This is a genomic window from Sphingobacterium sp. UBA5789 (assembly GCF_002418355.1).
GTDB lineage: Bacteria > Bacteroidota > Bacteroidia > Sphingobacteriales > Sphingobacteriaceae > Sphingobacterium.
This window is the reverse complement of record NZ_DIDX01000006.1, coordinates 33817-48936: the sequence shown is the minus strand read 5'-3', so window position 1 is coordinate 48936 and position 15120 is coordinate 33817. Positions and strand designations below refer to the sequence as shown.

Genomic DNA, 15120 nt, shown 5'->3' with positions numbered 1-15120 from the left:
GTTAAAGGAATCCAGCCACAGATTATGGAAAGATTAAAAAATATTGAAACCGTATAAGTAAGGATTGTATTGTTCCGGAATATGTATAAAGTAACATTTAAGGCGAAATTTGCCTATGCTTCCAAAGAGGAAGATGAGGAATATTTTATGGTTGGTCTTTCTGAAGATGAGTTTGACTATGAGAAGTATATTCTATTTCAGAAGTCATATAATATGGAAGAATCAGGAGACATCTTTATTGAATGTAATGGAGACCAGTGCATCAATTGTTGTACGCATGTGTCGATCAGCAATACGGCCATGATATTACATATAGAAGAGAGTGAAATAACTGTAGACATTGGGGATGTCCTGCTACCTGAAAATTTTATGAATTATTTAAAGCATATATTCGGTGATTTGTTGCAGGTAAAAGCCTGACAGGTTATAGGATTAATCTCCATAAAATCATTTCAGGAATACTATAGCACATCACGAAGAAAAGTCATATAAAATGAAAGACATAGAAATATCAGAATGGTTTTGGTCTGTAATTAACAATGCGAATTTAAACAGAGATACGCTGAGAGAGCTTTTGGACAATTTTTCTAAAGATGAACTTATTAGATTTCAGGAAGAATTTGTAGATGCTTCAGTAGAATTACAGGAAGCTCCTTTTACAGATTGTATGGAAGAATCTGAAGATGGAATTGAAGATATAGCAAACTGGATTGTGAGTAATGGAAAAGCGTTCTATTTTCATATCCTGAACAATCCCGGTGAAATACCAAATAATGTCAACGATTTTACCGATCAGATTCTTTATGGAGTAGCAGATGAAGTCTGTGTAGAAAAATACGGGGAGTCAACAGGTATCTATTAATATTAAAATATAATGGTTAATTCTTTCTTTGCCCATACTGTCAGCATAACTTCATGTGCAGTCTTAGAGGAGGCGCATCTTAGATGCTATGTAGAAAATAATAATCAGGAATGCGGGTCTGTTGATTTCATTTCAGAAAAGATCAATTTTAATATTTCAGGTAAGAACATCTTTTATAAAGGAATGGAAAGCATTAAAAATATACGATTTGATTATAAAGATGAAATATTCGTTTTTACGTTCAGCAATAAGAAGAGCATGTCATTCAATTGCGGAATAAAAGAATTTGGAGAAATAAATGCGCATATCAGACAGTATGAAAATTTTGGTGGTAGCCAGGGTCTTAAAGCATCCTTTTTTAAAGACTAAACTGCATTAGGGCAAGAGCTGAAAAGCATCCAGAAATCAATAACTAAAAAATATCAGAATTTTGTAGCTATAGAAGTCTATAGAAGAATGAGTGGAGAAAGTGGTAAAATACCCTGTTAATTTAAAAATTAACAGGGTATTTTATTGTTAAATCGGAGCCATTATACTTCAAATCCGTATTTCTTGTAAATAGCTTTAGCTACCGGAGACTGCAGGTATTTCATAAATGCTGCTGCGGCTTCCGGATTCTTTGCTTTTTTCAGCTTTCCTGCCATATATTTAGCGGTAATATTATGATCTGCAGGTATTTCGACACCGTCTACAGGATGGTTGATAAGTTTCTGAAATACCACTTCTGAATACCATACCGGAGCGACATCTGCTTTCCCTTCCAATATACGTAAAGGACTTTCCCGATGGTGAATCTTTGTCAGGTAAGTACTTTCGTCTTTGGTTTTTATATCCATTACTGCAGAGACAAGTTGATCACCACCTGCTTTTCTATAAGCCGTCTTGATCTGTTCACCTACACCTTCCCATGCCGGATTAGGCATGCTTACCCGTACATCTTTGCGTTGCAGATCTTCTAACGACCGGATATTCTTGGGATTGTCTTTAGGCACCATCAGGATTAGTTTATTGCGGGCATATTCAATGGTTTGGTCAAAATAATCGGCCATTTCTGTAATGCGTCTTTGCCCCGCAGTATAGATATCTGCTGTATGGGTGAGTTTAAGATTACCTATAGTCAGCGAACCGCCTTGTATTTGTTTGGCGAGAATTCCGGGAGGTAAGGTTTCTACAAAAATACGTTCATATTGCGGATGCTCCTTTTTGAATCCTTTGATCAGGTCATCAATGACCATAAATTGGTTGCCGGCAAAGAAAATAACCAATTGCGGATTTTCTATCTCACCGTACAGGTCAGGAATATTGTCTATTCCCGGAATAGTAAAATTAACTGCTGATTGTGGTGGCGTATTCCACGGAGGATCAAACCGGTGATCCTGTGCCTGAGCATTAGAGATGATACTCAAACATACTAATATATAAATAACTAATTTGTACATAAACATAAGATTAAGGTTTAATAATAGTCCAGCCTTGGAGGGAACGAATAATAAGTTCTCCGTTTCCACTAGGTACATAGGCAACGAAATCAAACAGCTGATCTTTGCTGAGGTTCCGCTCTTTTAAGGAATTGAGACACTGCGCCACAATAACACCACGTTGGATCAGTTTTTTTAAAGGCTCTTCAAATTTTGATGAGCTTTTCAGGTAGGCTTCTGTTCCTCCCGAAAAAGTGATGAGCTCAATCTGTAGTTTACCTTGCAAACGCGGATCATCCAGAGCATTATTGATGTTTCGGATAGCTTTCTCCATAATTTTCGGGTCATTGGTGTCCAGTTGATAGATGGCTTTATAGCTTTTAAGCTTCGCTTCAGCGCCGGTAAATTCTTTGTTTTGTAGTAAAGGATCTTTGCTTTGTGCATACACTGTAGTTATACTTACCAGTATAAGTACTATCAACATCAGTTTTTTGTTCATCATTTTAAAAGTTATAAGGTCCATATTTATGTTGTAATTGACTTATTTGATCATTGAACGGAGGATAAGGCGAATCCTTCGGCTTCTTTTCCAGATTAGGATAATCTTTTTCTTTATTTGCCTTTACAGGTCTGGGAAAGGAGTTGATATAGGCGGCTACATCATACGCTTCTTCATCAGATAATACCGGAGCTTCATAAGTTGCGCCCAGGGGCATATTGGCTTTGATAAATTTAGTTGCTGTCAGCAATCTGGCCATGCCGGCTCCATCATTGTACGAATCGTCTCCCCATAATGGGGGATATTGATATCCTTTATTATTTGCTAATTTGATGCCTTGTCCCGTATTTCCGTGACAACTTTGACACTGTTTCTGAAATATGACAGATCCCGTCTTTGGGTTAGCCGCGCGTTCAGGTATGACGATCTTTACAAAGCCTTGTCCAGCAATTCGTTTGCCTATGGGCGCTTTAGTGCTTATTTGTTTGATATAAGTCACAATAGCGCGCATTTCTGTACTGTTTACGTCGATAGCTTGTCCATTCATACTGCGTTCAAAGCATCCGTTGATGCGTTCTTCCAGCGATTCAATCTTATCTTCCCTGCCGATGTAAATGGGAAATACGCCGCTTAATCCAATATAAGGAGCTGCAAATGCTTTTGTTCCTCCATTCAGATGGCAGTTTGTACAAGCCAGACGATTACCGATCTTTTGTCCATCCTTATAGAAGTAATTGTAGGTTTCCTTAATCAGCTTTTCACCTTCTGCAGCCAGCTTACCTTCGGTATTATCCGCAAAGGAGATTCCTTTATACTGATCAACATGTGTCAGCATACTGTCCGATTGCTCTGAAGCCATTGCCTGAGATAGGGGAGGATGAATAGTGAAATAAAGACTGACTACAATGAAGCAGACCAGTATTATACTTAAAGCGATCACATAGCGGATTATTCTTCCTGATTTTCTTAATTCTTCCTCCATAATTATTAGATTTTGTACAAATCTAGGGGAACAAGTAATGGAGTTATAATATCATATTATTATATGGTATAATGAAATGTTATGAGTAAATATGGTTTTTGTGCTTTTGAATGTATTTTAAAAATGCTTCCGGGAGCCCTGTCAGTCCTCCATGCAAATGCGTAATGTAGAAATAACGTTCTATATTCAAATCTGTCAATTCTATAATCCGGAGCTGATTCGTATTTAGTTCGTTGCTGATGGCATGAACAGAGACAAAAGCGGCCGCCTTACTGTATTTAAGGTATTCCTTGATGCTTTCTGTAGATGACAGCGTAATCTCGACCTTTAATTTATGAGTTGCAATACCTTTCTGGCGCAACCTTTCTTCTATAATATCTCTGGTACCCGAACCGGTCTCGCGAATCACTAAAGGTATTTCATAAAGATCATTAAGGCTGCATTCTTCTTTGTTGAATAAATGGTTTTCAGCGTTAGTAACCAGTACGATTTCGTCTTTAAGAAAAGGCGTGAACTTTAAGGAGCGGTTGTCTGTAAGTCCTTCCGTTATTCCGAGATGTATTTCTTTTCGGAGCAAGAGTTCTTCAACTCTTTTGGAATTATATTCATATACCTTGATATCATTCTCCGGACAGGATGCAACGAATTGTGCCAGTATTTTGGGAATGACATATTGTGAAATAGTAGTACTGATACCAATAAACAAGCTGCCGTTTTCTTTTCCGATTATTTTGTTGATTTCATATGAAGCCTGATTGTACTGTTCAAATATAAGCTGAGTATGATGATAGAGTATAGAGCCTGCTTTGGTCAGCATCAGTCGGTTCCCTAACCGTTCAAAAAGCGGTGTTCCTACAGCATTCTCTATTTCCTGAATATTTTTACTTACAGCAGGTTGTGAAATGAACAATTCCGTTGCTGCTTTTGTAAAATTCAACGTATTGGCAGCCACGTAAAATACCTTAAGTCTATAATCAAATTCCATATTTGCAGAGTGAACTTAGCGGTGTAAATGAATAGTGCTAAGCCCTAAATGAACGTAAAGCTATCAAAAATCAGTTAAACTTAAATCAACCGATAATATTGTTACAATAAAGATAATAAATAGACTTAGTAGAGTATTTTGAACAAACCTCGAATATTGTTACAATAATACATCAGTTAAAATCAGGCTTTGGTACATATAAGGCTGATTTTCATACGCATTCAAAAAATATTTCTAAAATTATCGTTAGTCTACGAATATTTCGTAATATTGTGTTGTGTTAAATATAAAATCACAAATATGGAAAAGTTAACGATTCAGGAAGAGGAAGCAATGTTATCCATTTGGCAATTGAATGGGGGATTCATTAAAGAAATACTGGACAATATCAAAGGTTCTTCAGTCCCATATACCACACTGGCATCCACAGTCAAAAACCTGGAGCGAAAAAGTTATGTAAAGGCTGTAAAATATGCCAATGCAAAACGTTATGAACCTCTGATCACGGAAGAAGAATATAAGAAGCGATTCATGAGCGGCTTTGTGGGTGATTATTTTAAAAACTCCTACAAAGAGATGGTCAGTTTCTTTGTAAAAGAAGATAAGTTATCTGCTTCCGAGCTGGAAGAGATTATGGATATGATCAAGAACAATAAAAGCTAGTAGCTATGGAAAACCTACTTTATTATAGTATACAGATCAATCTCTTGTTGATCATTGTGTATGTAAGTTACATCGGATTGTTGAAAAATCTGACTTTTTATTCCTTGAACAGGATTTACTTTCTGACAGGTATTATCTTTTCTTTTACTTATCCTTTTTTGGATATCCAGAGTTGGTTTTCAAATCCAATCGTAGCAATAGGCGAATACCTCACGATCCTCCCGCAGATGACGGAACCCGCTGTAAAAGAACTGAGTCTGAATGATATTATTATTGGCGTTTTAGTGGCAGGTGCAGTCATTCTGCTCGTACGTTTTCTGGTGCAGTTAGCAAGTCTTCTACGTATACATATGTATAGCCGGCCTGCACAGTGGAGAACATTTATCTTCCGGAATGTATGGATCCCTATTGTACCTTTTTCCTTTTTGAATAAAATCTATGTCAATAAAAGCCTCCATGAAGATATAGAACTGGCAGATATATTTCATCATGAGGAGATTCATGTGAAAGGAAAGCACAGCTTTGATATTTTACTGAGCGAACTGGCATTAATCTTATGCTGGTATAATCCGTTTGTCTGGTTGATGCGTAAAGCAATCCGTCAGAATCTGGAATTTCTTACCGATCAGCAAGTGCTGAATAGCGGTGTAGACCGTAAGGCCTATCAATACAGTTTGTTGCATGTTACTAAGCAGGGAGCTGCTATAGGTATCAGCAATCAATTTAATTTCAAAACCCTTAAGCAAAGAATTATGATGATGAATAAAAAGCGCTCTTCAAAATTGCAATTGAGCAAGTATGCGTTCATATTACCTGCGTTTATTTTTGCAGGCGCAGCATTGACTGTGAATCAGGCGGAAGCCAGAATCGAAAAGATCGTATCTGTGACCAAAGCGACAGCTTTAGACGTTAACCTTCCGACACTAAAGCAGGATACTGTAAAAGTGGTAAAAGTTGTTGGAGAGGCCAATGTGGATAAAACTGTTCAGGAGAAAGTCATCATTAATAAAAGGGATACGACACGCAACAAGATCATTATTCGTTCAGCTTCGTCAGGTAAAGAACCTATGTATGTGGTGAATGGTAAAGAAATAACAAAGGAAGATGTTGCGAATATTCAATCTGAGGAAATAACAGCTATTAATGTGTTGAAAGATGCTTCAGCCACATCTCTGTATGGCAAAAAAGCAGAAAACGGGGTTGTAATGATAACACTTAAGAAAGGTACTTCCAGTGTTGTTAATACTGACCAGGCTACTACTTTTAAGAGAGATACAACTTACACGAATGTTAGCGGTAAGGTTACGGGAGTGAGAATTTTGAATAGCAACAGCAAAGACGCAGGGGTATCTCAACTACGTATCCATGGACTAAAAGAAGGTAAAGATCCTATGGTAATCATTGACAATAAAATTCAGGAGGGAAGTAAAAGTTTAAAGGATATAGATCCTAATTCAATAGAATCTATAGAAATTCTAAAAGACGCAGCGGCAACCGTATTGCATGGTAGCAGAGGTGAAAACGGAGTTATTAAGATTACGACGAAGAAGAAACAAATAGAAGAAGATACGGTCAAAAAATAAAAGGAGTTATAAGCGTTTCTGATAAAGAGAATAAAAAAGACCGGAAATATTTTCCGGTCTTTTTTATTTATTCATATTGGTCATCGTTAGTTCTATTCCAATATTGATAAAACTGTTGACCATCTGTACGGACCGTTCTATAAGAGCAGGTAACTCTTTCTGCTCATCATTATCAAACGGAGCAAGTACATAATCTGCCTGACGCCCCTTAGCAAAATTGTCACTGATTCCGAAGCGAAGTCTTGGATACGCCTGTCCTCCACATAGTGCTTCTATAGATTTTAGTCCGTTATGTCCGGCACTGCTACCTTTAGGTTTGAGACGTATGGTGCCAAACGGAAGTGCCAGATCATCCACTATAACCAGAAGATTAGCGATCGGTACTTTTAGTTGCTGCATCCAGAAATTGACAGCCTTACCGCTAAGGTTCATGTAAGTCGTTGGTTTGATAACATAGACGTTATGTCCGCGTTGCTTATATTCTGCATAATATGCATGCTTCAGTGTGGAAAAAGATCCCCCTGCCTGAGCGACCAATTCATCTGCGACCATAAAACCAATATTGTGACGTGTATCCTGATATTCACGTCCTATATTGCCCAAGCCTACAATTAGATAATTCATTTCTTTCTTAAACTTTGTCTGCAAAAATAATAAAATCCTACTTTGTAAGTGGATTTTCTGCTATAAACTATAGGATTCGTGTGGAATAAAGATGAATTCAGACAGTAAAGAAAAAGGCACCGGAATTTACCGATGCCTTTTTGCAATATGGTTGATAATCGTGATTAACGATTATTTTTTACCACCTTTAGCTGCCTTAGCTGCTTCCTGCTCTGCCTGACGCAATGCACGTGACATAACAACTGAAACGATAGTATCGTCAGGGTTGTTTAAGATTTTAGCATCTTTCAACTGAACCTGAGCAACACGTACTGATTTACCTACTTCTAAAGATTCCATAGGAACTTCGATAGATTGAGGCAAGTTGTTAGGAGTAGCTTTAACGCGAAGTTTACGCAGTTTTTGAACTAATTTACCCCCCATTTTAACACCTGGAGAAGTACCAGTCAATGTTACAGGGATATTTACAGAAACTTCTTTCTCGTCATTTAACTCTAAAAAGTCAATGTGAATAACTAAGTCTGTTAAAGGGTGGAATTGAGCGTCTTGAACGATTGCTTTAGATTTTTTTCCATTGATGTCTAATTCTACGAATACAACTTCCGGAGTGTAAAGCACTGGTTTCAAATCAGCTGCGGATACAGATAGGTGTGTCTGAGTACCACTACCGTAAAGAACTGCAGGTACCTGACCTTCGTAACGCAATTCTTTTGCATCTCTTTTCCCTACGTTCTGTCTTGCAGAACCGCTAATAGCAATTGATTTCATGTTTTAATTTATTAAAATTTGAGGTGCAAAGATAGAAATTAAAAAATTAAAAGTCAAAATTAAAAAATCAAAATGCCTGACGTACTGTGTGTCGCAGGAATCTGAAGATCTGATTATATTTAATTTTCCCTCCTGATCTTTGCCCCGGTATATCTTAGTCTACCTGAAAAAGATCAGATATAGAGCTGTGCTCATTTACATTTTTGATTGCATTAGCAAACAGATCGGCTGTAGATAATACTTTGATCTTACTGCATGTGCTCATCTTGTCAGCATCCAGTTTGATGGTGTCTGTTACAATCATTTCTGTAAGGACAGAGTTTTCGATGGTTTCGTAAGCTTTTCCTGAAAGTACAGCATGTGTACATACTGCACGCACAGATTTCGCTCCGTTTTCCATGATCAGAGCAGCTGCTTTAGATAAAGTTCCTGCTGTGTCACAGATATCATCGATCAATACCACATCCTGTCCTGTTACATCTCCGATGATAGACATAGATTCAATCTCATTAGCACGTTTACGGCGTTTGTCACAGATGATAACCTCAGCGTTGAAGAACTTTGCAAATGTACGTGCACGATACGAGCCTCCCATGTCTGGCGATGCAATTGTCAGATTAGGAAGATTCAATGATTTGATGTACGGGACGAAGATTACAGATCCGTCAAGGTGATCTACCGGAATATCAAAGAATCCCTGGATCTGTGCAGCGTGTAGATCCATTGTCATAATGCGGTGAGCGCCTGATGCTGTGATCAGGTTTGCGATCATTTTGGCGCCGATAGCTACACGTGGTTTGTCTTTGCGGTCTTGGCGGGCAAATCCGAAATAAGGAACTACTGCAGTAATGTAGTGAGCGGAAGCTCTTTTTGCAGCATCAATCATCAACAACAGCTCCAAAAGATTGTCAGTAGGCTGATTGGTGGATTGGATCAGGAAAACATCGCTGCCACGTACTGATTCATTGTAGAATGGCTGGATCTCTCCGTCACTGAATTTTGATAATGTTTTGTCCCCAAGAGGTTTTCCGTAAGATTTTGCGATTTTTTCTGATAATTCCTGTGTGCCGGAACCAGCAAATAATTTTACGGTGTTAAATTGCAAAGGCATGGTGAGTGTTTTTGTATAAGGATTAGAATAGAATTTACTTCAATAAATTTCTTTATAATGTACTTAAAGTTGTCCCACCTGGATTCGAACCAAGACAAACAGTACCAAAAACTGTCGTACTACCCTTATACTATAGGACAATCGTGGCAAAAGCGCTTGCTGATGTTGGGGCAAAGTTATGTAAATGTTTTATAATCGCAAAGATCACGTTATGCAAATTTAAAGTATTCCCAAAAAACCTTTAAAAATCAATTTCAGAGATGGTTGTGTGTATGAAAATGTGATGGACAGGGGAGTAACGAATAACAAAAAAAAGAGAACCGTTTTTGCGATTCTCTTTTTTTGTTGTCCCACCTGGATTCGAACCAAGACAAACAGTACCAAAAACTGTCGTACTACCATTATACTATGGGACAAACTTATCAGCATAGCCTGCTAATATGTGTCAAAGATAGGCAAATGTTTTAAATAATCAAAACTAAACCGGATCAAAAAACTGTCTGTCGGAGCTGTGAAGGGAATAAAATAAAAAAAGAGAACTGCTTTTGCAATTCTCTTTTTTTGAGTTGTCCCACCTGGATTCGAACCAAGACAAACAGTACCAAAAACTGTCGTACTACCCTTATACTATAGGACAATCACGTCTTGAAACGTTGTGTTTCATTTTGACGATGCAAATATACGGGGCTTTTTTATTTCTCCAAAACTTTTTTTACGAATTTCTATATCGGGTCTGATTTTCAGTAAAATAATTTATTTCGCTCTTTTGCGAAGACCCGATTCAGGGATGTGCAGAGGTTAATATAGCCTTCAGAAATTGAAATTTTGTGTTAAAAAAGCATAATATTGTTCCTAAGTCCGTTTGTATTCCTTATTTTCGGAGCGTATTATCAAAATACCAGCATAAATTTATGAATTATACTAAAATTAATAACCTGCTTGGGTGGCTGTGCGCTATTATTGCTACAGTAGTGTATGTGATGACCGCCGAAAGAACGGTGAGTTGGTGGGACTGTGGTGAGTTTATAGCCTCAGCATACAAACTTCAGATCGTTCACCAACCTGGAGCTCCTTTATTCTTAATGCTTCAAAACATCTTCTCTAACCTTGCAATGGGGGATACGATGCGTATCGCATTCTGGATGAATATCGGTTCAGCTGTTTCCAGTGGATTGACTATTCTGTTTTTATTCTGGACAGTAACGGCTTTAGCCCGTAAAGTGCTGGTCACTCAGGGGGAGGAGATATCTTCCGTTGCATTGATCCAGATTATGGGTGCTGGTATCGTAGGAGCATTAGCATACGCATTTACAGATACATTTTGGTTCTCTGCTGTAGAATCTGAGGTATATGCCATGTCATCACTATGTACTGCCGTAGTATTCTGGGCTATATTGAAGTGGGAGCATCATGCAGATGAACAGGGCGCAGATAAATGGCTGGTATTTATTGCCTATGTAATGGGACTTTCCATTGGTGTTCACTTATTGAATTTATTGGCTATTCCTGCTATTGCATTGGTGATCTATTTCCGCAGAACAAATAAAGCTACTTCAAAAGGGGCTGTCTCAGCCTTGTTATTAGGCGTTGTGATCTTAGGGCTTATACTTTGGGGTATTATACAATTCTCTGTCAAATTCGCAGCTTACTTTGATTTGTTCTTTGTGAATACATTGGGACTTGGTTTCGGTTCAGGAGTTACGTTCTTCCTGCTATTACTGATCGGAGCCTTGATTTTCGGAATTTGGTATTCTGTCAAAAAATTAAAACCGCTGTTAAATATAGCGTTGTTGTGTACTGCATTTGTAATCTTCGGATATAGTTCATTTGCCATGATCATGGTACGTGCAAAGGCAAATCCTACACTGAATAACAGTGATCCGGAGAATGCTTTTACATTCCTGAGCTACCTTAACAGGGAGCAATACGGTGATGAGCCGCTGATGAAGGGTAAATATTTTGATGCCGAACCAATCAGTTCCAAAGAGACCGGTAATGTATACCGGAAAGACGGGAATAAATATGTAGTGGCTAAGAAAAAAGTGGATTATGAATATAGCCGTGAGACGATCTTTCCACGCATATACAGTGACCGAGGTGGCCATCCTATGTATTATCGGGATTACCTTAATTTAGGTGAAAATGAGCAACCTACATTCGGAGACAATCTTAAATTTTTCTTTGGCTATCAGATAGGTCATATGTATGGCCGCTATTTCCTTTGGAATTTTGCCGGCAGACAGAATGATCAACAAGGCAACGGAACATTTACGGAAGGCAACTGGATCTCGGGTATCAAACAGCCGGTTGATCAGATGCACGTAGGTGGACAGAAGGCATTGCCAACTTCTGTTATTACTGATCCGTCTTATAACAAATACTTCTTCTTACCGCTTATCATTGGCCTGATCGGTGCATTCTGGCATTTCGGCAGAAGACAGCGTGATGCAGGTATTGTCGGACTTTTGTTTTTCTTTACAGGATTGGCTATTGTACTTTACCTGAATCAATCTCCGCTGCAACCACGTGAACGTGATTATGCTTATGCCGGATCTTTCTATGCATTTAGTATATGGATAGGTTTGGGTGTCGTAGCTATAGCAGATTTTCTGAGAAAGAAAGTAGATCCTAAACTGGCCGGATACATTGCTACAGCAATCTGTATCATCGGAGGTCCGGTTATTCTTATTGCACAAAACTGGAATGATCATAATCGATCAGAAAAATATCTGGCTCGTGACATGGCCCGCAATTATCTGGAGTCTTGTGCGCCTAATGCCATCTTATTTACCTATGGTGATAATGATACGTATCCATTATGGTATGTACAGGAAGTCGAAGGATTCCGTACGGATGTAAGGGTAGTCAATCTGAGTTTATTAAGCTCGGATTGGTACATGAAGCAGATGATGCAGAAAGTAAATAACGCGGATGCATTACCTATGAATATTGATCCTGAAAAGATCAAAGACGGAGTCCGTGATATTATTTATTATCAGGATGCCGGTATTCCGGGTTATGTAAATGTTAAAGACCTGTTGACCATCATGTTGTCAGACGATCCTGAGTATAAGGCACAGTTGCAGAGTGGAGAGATGGTTAACTACCTTCCAACAAAGAAAATGTTCCTGCAGGTTGATAAACAAGCGGTACTTGCTAATAAAGTCGTGCCTCAGGACTGGAATGACGCCATTACAGATTCACTCGTGTGGACGTATAATAAAAATATCGTTTCCAGAGCAGAATTGGCTATGATGGCCGTGATTGCCAATAACAATTGGAAGAGGCCTGTCTACTTTACTATTACTGTTCCTGATGACAATTATATGGGATTAGACCGTTATCTGGTTTCAGAAGGATTTGCACTTCGCCTAATGCCTGTGGATATGGGCATAAAAGAAGGAGGAGGCCGTGCACTTATAGATCCGGCTGCGGTATATACTAATGTGCTGAATAAATTTAAGTGGGGTAATATTGCTAATGCATCTTATATCGATCCGGATTCTTACCGTTACATTTCACTGTACGTAGGAAGTATTTATGGTGATGCAATCTCTCGTCTGGAGGCACAGGGAAAAATGACCGAAGCCAAAAACCTGGCATTAGATGCATACAAAAATATGCCTAAACGTGTCTATGGTATGCCGGAGACATTGAGTTACTGGACGGTTATCGAAGCATTGTACAAAACGGGTGAAAAACAAAAAGCTGACGAGATACTGTCACGTAACCTGAAATTCATTAAAGAGAATATTGCTTACTACCAGGCTATTGCGGAAACAAAACCGGATCTGGAAGGACGTAATATACAATATGGATTTTATGCGCTATCAAGATATAAAGATATATTAGCAACGCAAGGGAATAATCCGTTGGCAAAAGAAGTAGACGGCCTGATCAATCAGTTGACACAGCAGTATCATATACAGCAATAACAGATTGTCAGCTTGTCAAAATGATATGTTGACACTTTATTAATGAAATAGAAAGACCCGGATTCGTAAAGAATCCGGGTCTTTTGTTATTCGGGTCGATCTCATCTCTAAGAAGAAGGTAAAGTTCAGATGTTGTATTTCTATTGTTTGGAAGACACAGCCGCTAACAGCTGTAATTTTAGGCGACAGGAATATACAGTATATGGGAAAATAAACTAAAAGTTGGAGATTAGTTGGAGAATATTTGTAAGTTTAGTTCCATAAACCTACAAAATGAAAAATCAATTAAAGCTTTGGGATGCTGTCATGATCGTAATGGGATCAATGATCGGTAGCGGTATTTTTATTGTCTCTTCTGATATTATGCGACAACTGGGGTCTGGTTGGTGGATGATTATTGTATGGTTAATTACAGCGGTAATGACCGTTGCAGCAGCAATATGTTATGGCGAATTATCTGCTCTATTCCCAAAAGCCGGAGGGCAGTATACCTACCTTACAGAGGTTTTTGGAAAAATGACAGGGTTTCTATATGGTTGGAGCCTGTTCACCGTTATCCAGACGGGTACTATTGCAGCTGTAGCTGTGGCTTTTGGTAAGTTTACAGCCTATCTGATTCCGGAGTTAAATAATGCTGCTCCAATATTGCAGTACGGAACTATTAAGATTACCTTGATTCAGATTATAGCGATCTCTATTATACTCTTGCTTACCTTTATCAATACAAAGGGAGTACAGAGCGGAAAAATTGTGCAATCCATCTTTACGAGTTCCAAGATCCTAGCTTTAGTCGTCCTGATTGTTGGCGGTATCTTTATGATCCGGCAAAACTTTTTTACCGAAAACCTGGCATATGGTCTTCAGGCGTTTCAGAATCTTAAAGGAGAAGGCTGGAAAGAGATTTCAGGGAGTCTGGTCATGGGAGGAGTGGCAGCAGCGATGGTTGGTGCGGTATTCAGCAGCGTGGCCTGGGAAAATGTGACATTTGTAGCTGGAGAGATTGATAATCCAAAGCGAAATGTTGTCCGTGCTATGGTTATGGGTACAGCATTGGTGATGGTGCTTTATTTGTTCTGTAATTTTATTTATCTGGCTGCATTAGGTCGCGATGAAATTGCGTTTGCAGAGAATGACAGGGTCGCAGTAGCAGCCGCTGAAAAGATACTTGGCCATAGTGGAACAATTATTATGGCTATTCTGGTTATGATCTCCACATTCGGCTGTGTCAATGGTATCGTTCTTTCCGGTGCGCGGGTATTCCAGACTATGGCCAAGGATGGTTTGTTTCTGCGTCTGGCAATCACCAATAATAAGCATGGTGTTCCTGAAAAATCACTTTGGATTCAAGGGATTTGGGCTTCCTTATTATGTCTGAGCGGACAGTATGGAGATCTGTTGGATATGATATCTTTTGTGATTGTGCTTTTCTACATGCTGACCGTATTTGGAGTCATGTGGTTAAGACGGAAAAAGCCAAATCTGGAACGACCTTACCGAACGTTCCTTTATCCGTTGACGCCTGTTTTATACTTACTGATAGGAACTGCTTTCTGTATACTGTTGATCGTTTTCAAACCGCAGTATACGTGGCCGGGATTTATTCTGGTCTTAATCGGTGTACCGGTGTACTATTTTATTAACAGACGCAAAAAAGTGGATGTCGGATAAGTGTAACCTTTTTACAGCGATT

At 38.7% G+C, this 15120-nt stretch carries 14 protein-coding genes and 1 tRNA gene; 7 read left to right on the top strand and 8 right to left on the bottom strand.

Going from position 1 to position 15120, the window contains the following annotated elements; all coding sequences use genetic code 11:
* Positions 1-81 precede the first annotated feature (81 nt).
* The 3 genes from B4B65_RS16445 (at position 82) to B4B65_RS16435 (ending at position 1231) form a co-directional block, all read left to right on the top strand.
* A complete protein-coding gene (locus tag B4B65_RS16445; protein WP_293916995.1) occupies positions 82-420 on the top strand; it encodes an Imm10 family immunity protein in 339 nt (112 codons plus the stop codon).
* Positions 421-493: 73 nt separating this feature from the next.
* Positions 494-862, top strand: a complete 369-nt coding sequence (locus B4B65_RS16440; RefSeq protein WP_293916993.1) for a DUF4240 domain-containing protein — start codon at positions 494-496, stop codon at positions 860-862.
* Positions 863-1045: 183 nt separating this feature from the next.
* Entirely contained in the window at positions 1046-1231 is a 186-nt protein-coding gene (locus B4B65_RS16435; RefSeq protein ID WP_293916991.1) for a hypothetical protein, read from the top strand.
* A gap of 161 nt (positions 1232-1392) precedes the next feature.
* On the opposite strand, the gene B4B65_RS16430 is transcribed toward B4B65_RS16435, so the two are convergent.
* The 4 genes from B4B65_RS16430 to B4B65_RS16415 all read right to left on the bottom strand — a co-directional run bounded on the left by B4B65_RS16430 (position 1393) and on the right by B4B65_RS16415 (position 4746).
* The gene (locus tag B4B65_RS16430) at positions 1393-2301 is read right to left on the bottom strand and encodes a molybdate ABC transporter substrate-binding protein (protein WP_293916989.1); all 909 of its coding nucleotides are present in this window, start codon (positions 2299-2301) and stop codon (positions 1393-1395) included.
* Between the two features lie 10 nt (positions 2302-2311).
* Positions 2312-2782 carry a DsrE family protein gene (locus B4B65_RS16425; RefSeq protein ID WP_293916987.1) on the bottom strand — a complete coding sequence of 157 codons (471 nt, stop codon included), beginning with the start codon at positions 2780-2782 and terminating at the stop codon, positions 2312-2314.
* Position 2783: 1 nt separating this feature from the next.
* Complete coding sequence (locus B4B65_RS16420) at positions 2784-3761, bottom strand: c-type cytochrome (RefSeq protein ID WP_201680575.1); 978 nt, start codon at positions 3759-3761, stop codon at positions 2784-2786.
* 79 nt (positions 3762-3840) lie between these two features.
* Positions 3841-4746, bottom strand: coding sequence for a LysR family transcriptional regulator (locus B4B65_RS16415; RefSeq protein ID WP_201680574.1), 906 nt, complete (start codon positions 4744-4746; stop codon positions 3841-3843).
* Positions 4747-5046: 300 nt separating this feature from the next.
* On the opposite strand from B4B65_RS16415, the gene B4B65_RS16410 reads away from it, so the two are divergent.
* Both B4B65_RS16410 and B4B65_RS16405 read left to right on the top strand, forming a co-directional pair.
* Positions 5047-5409, top strand: a complete 363-nt coding sequence (locus B4B65_RS16410; protein ID WP_201680573.1) for a BlaI/MecI/CopY family transcriptional regulator — start codon at positions 5047-5049, stop codon at positions 5407-5409.
* Between the two features lie 5 nt (positions 5410-5414).
* Entirely contained in the window at positions 5415-6992 is a 1578-nt protein-coding gene (locus B4B65_RS16405) for a M56 family metallopeptidase (protein WP_293916984.1), read from the top strand.
* Positions 6993-7055: 63 nt separating this feature from the next.
* On the opposite strand, the gene pth is transcribed toward B4B65_RS16405, so the two are convergent.
* From pth to B4B65_RS16385, 4 genes are all read right to left on the bottom strand, one after another.
* Positions 7056-7616 (bottom strand): aminoacyl-tRNA hydrolase, encoded by a 561-nt coding sequence (pth, locus tag B4B65_RS16400; protein ID WP_201680571.1) that lies wholly within the window; start codon positions 7614-7616, stop codon positions 7056-7058.
* Positions 7617-7787: 171 nt separating this feature from the next.
* Positions 7788-8384: a 50S ribosomal protein L25/general stress protein Ctc gene (locus tag B4B65_RS16395; protein ID WP_293916981.1), complete on the bottom strand. Its 597-nt coding sequence runs from the start codon at positions 8382-8384 to the stop codon at positions 7788-7790.
* A 154-nt stretch (positions 8385-8538) separates the two neighbouring features.
* On the bottom strand, positions 8539-9495 hold the full coding sequence (locus B4B65_RS16390) for a ribose-phosphate pyrophosphokinase (protein WP_003011088.1): 957 nt from the start codon (positions 9493-9495) through the stop codon (positions 8539-8541).
* A gap of 345 nt (positions 9496-9840) precedes the next feature.
* Positions 9841-9911, bottom strand: a tRNA-Gln gene (locus B4B65_RS16385).
* A 495-nt stretch (positions 9912-10406) separates the two neighbouring features.
* Between B4B65_RS16385 and B4B65_RS16380 the strand changes: the two genes are divergently transcribed.
* Together B4B65_RS16380 and B4B65_RS16375 are read left to right on the top strand one after the other, a co-directional pair.
* Complete coding sequence (locus tag B4B65_RS16380) at positions 10407-13430, top strand: DUF2723 domain-containing protein (RefSeq protein ID WP_293916979.1); 3024 nt, start codon at positions 10407-10409, stop codon at positions 13428-13430.
* Between the two features lie 273 nt (positions 13431-13703).
* Entirely contained in the window at positions 13704-15098 is a 1395-nt protein-coding gene (locus tag B4B65_RS16375) for an APC family permease (protein WP_293916977.1), read from the top strand.
* Positions 15099-15120: the final 22 nt, after the last annotated feature.

What these genes read in the sequence shown, in the direction of transcription:
- B4B65_RS16410 (WP_201680573.1), top strand. Translation starts at nt 5,047, where the DNA reads ATGGAAAAGTTAACGATTCAGGAAGAGGAAGCAATGTTATCCATTTGG.
- B4B65_RS16435 (WP_293916991.1), top strand. Translation starts at nt 1,046, where the DNA reads ATGGAAAGCATTAAAAATATACGATTTGATTATAAAGATGAAATATTC.
- B4B65_RS16395 (WP_293916981.1), bottom strand. Translation starts at nt 8,384, where the DNA reads ATGAAATCAATTGCTATTAGCGGTTCTGCAAGACAGAACGTAGGGAAA.
- B4B65_RS16425 (WP_293916987.1), bottom strand. Translation starts at nt 2,782, where the DNA reads ATGATGAACAAAAAACTGATGTTGATAGTACTTATACTGGTAAGTATA.
- B4B65_RS16375 (WP_293916977.1), top strand. Translation starts at nt 13,704, where the DNA reads ATGAAAAATCAATTAAAGCTTTGGGATGCTGTCATGATCGTAATGGGA.
- B4B65_RS16440 (WP_293916993.1), top strand. Translation starts at nt 494, where the DNA reads ATGAAAGACATAGAAATATCAGAATGGTTTTGGTCTGTAATTAACAAT.
- B4B65_RS16415 (WP_201680574.1), bottom strand. Translation starts at nt 4,746, where the DNA reads ATGGAATTTGATTATAGACTTAAGGTATTTTACGTGGCTGCCAATACG.
- B4B65_RS16420 (WP_201680575.1), bottom strand. Translation starts at nt 3,761, where the DNA reads ATGGAGGAAGAATTAAGAAAATCAGGAAGAATAATCCGCTATGTGATC.
- pth (WP_201680571.1), bottom strand. Translation starts at nt 7,616, where the DNA reads ATGAATTATCTAATTGTAGGCTTGGGCAATATAGGACGTGAATATCAG.
- B4B65_RS16405 (WP_293916984.1), top strand. Translation starts at nt 5,415, where the DNA reads ATGGAAAACCTACTTTATTATAGTATACAGATCAATCTCTTGTTGATC.
- B4B65_RS16430 (WP_293916989.1), bottom strand. Translation starts at nt 2,301, where the DNA reads ATGTACAAATTAGTTATTTATATATTAGTATGTTTGAGTATCATCTCT.
- B4B65_RS16390 (WP_003011088.1), bottom strand. Translation starts at nt 9,495, where the DNA reads ATGCCTTTGCAATTTAACACCGTAAAATTATTTGCTGGTTCCGGCACA.
- B4B65_RS16380 (WP_293916979.1), top strand. Translation starts at nt 10,407, where the DNA reads ATGAATTATACTAAAATTAATAACCTGCTTGGGTGGCTGTGCGCTATT.
- B4B65_RS16445 (WP_293916995.1), top strand. Translation starts at nt 82, where the DNA reads ATGTATAAAGTAACATTTAAGGCGAAATTTGCCTATGCTTCCAAAGAG.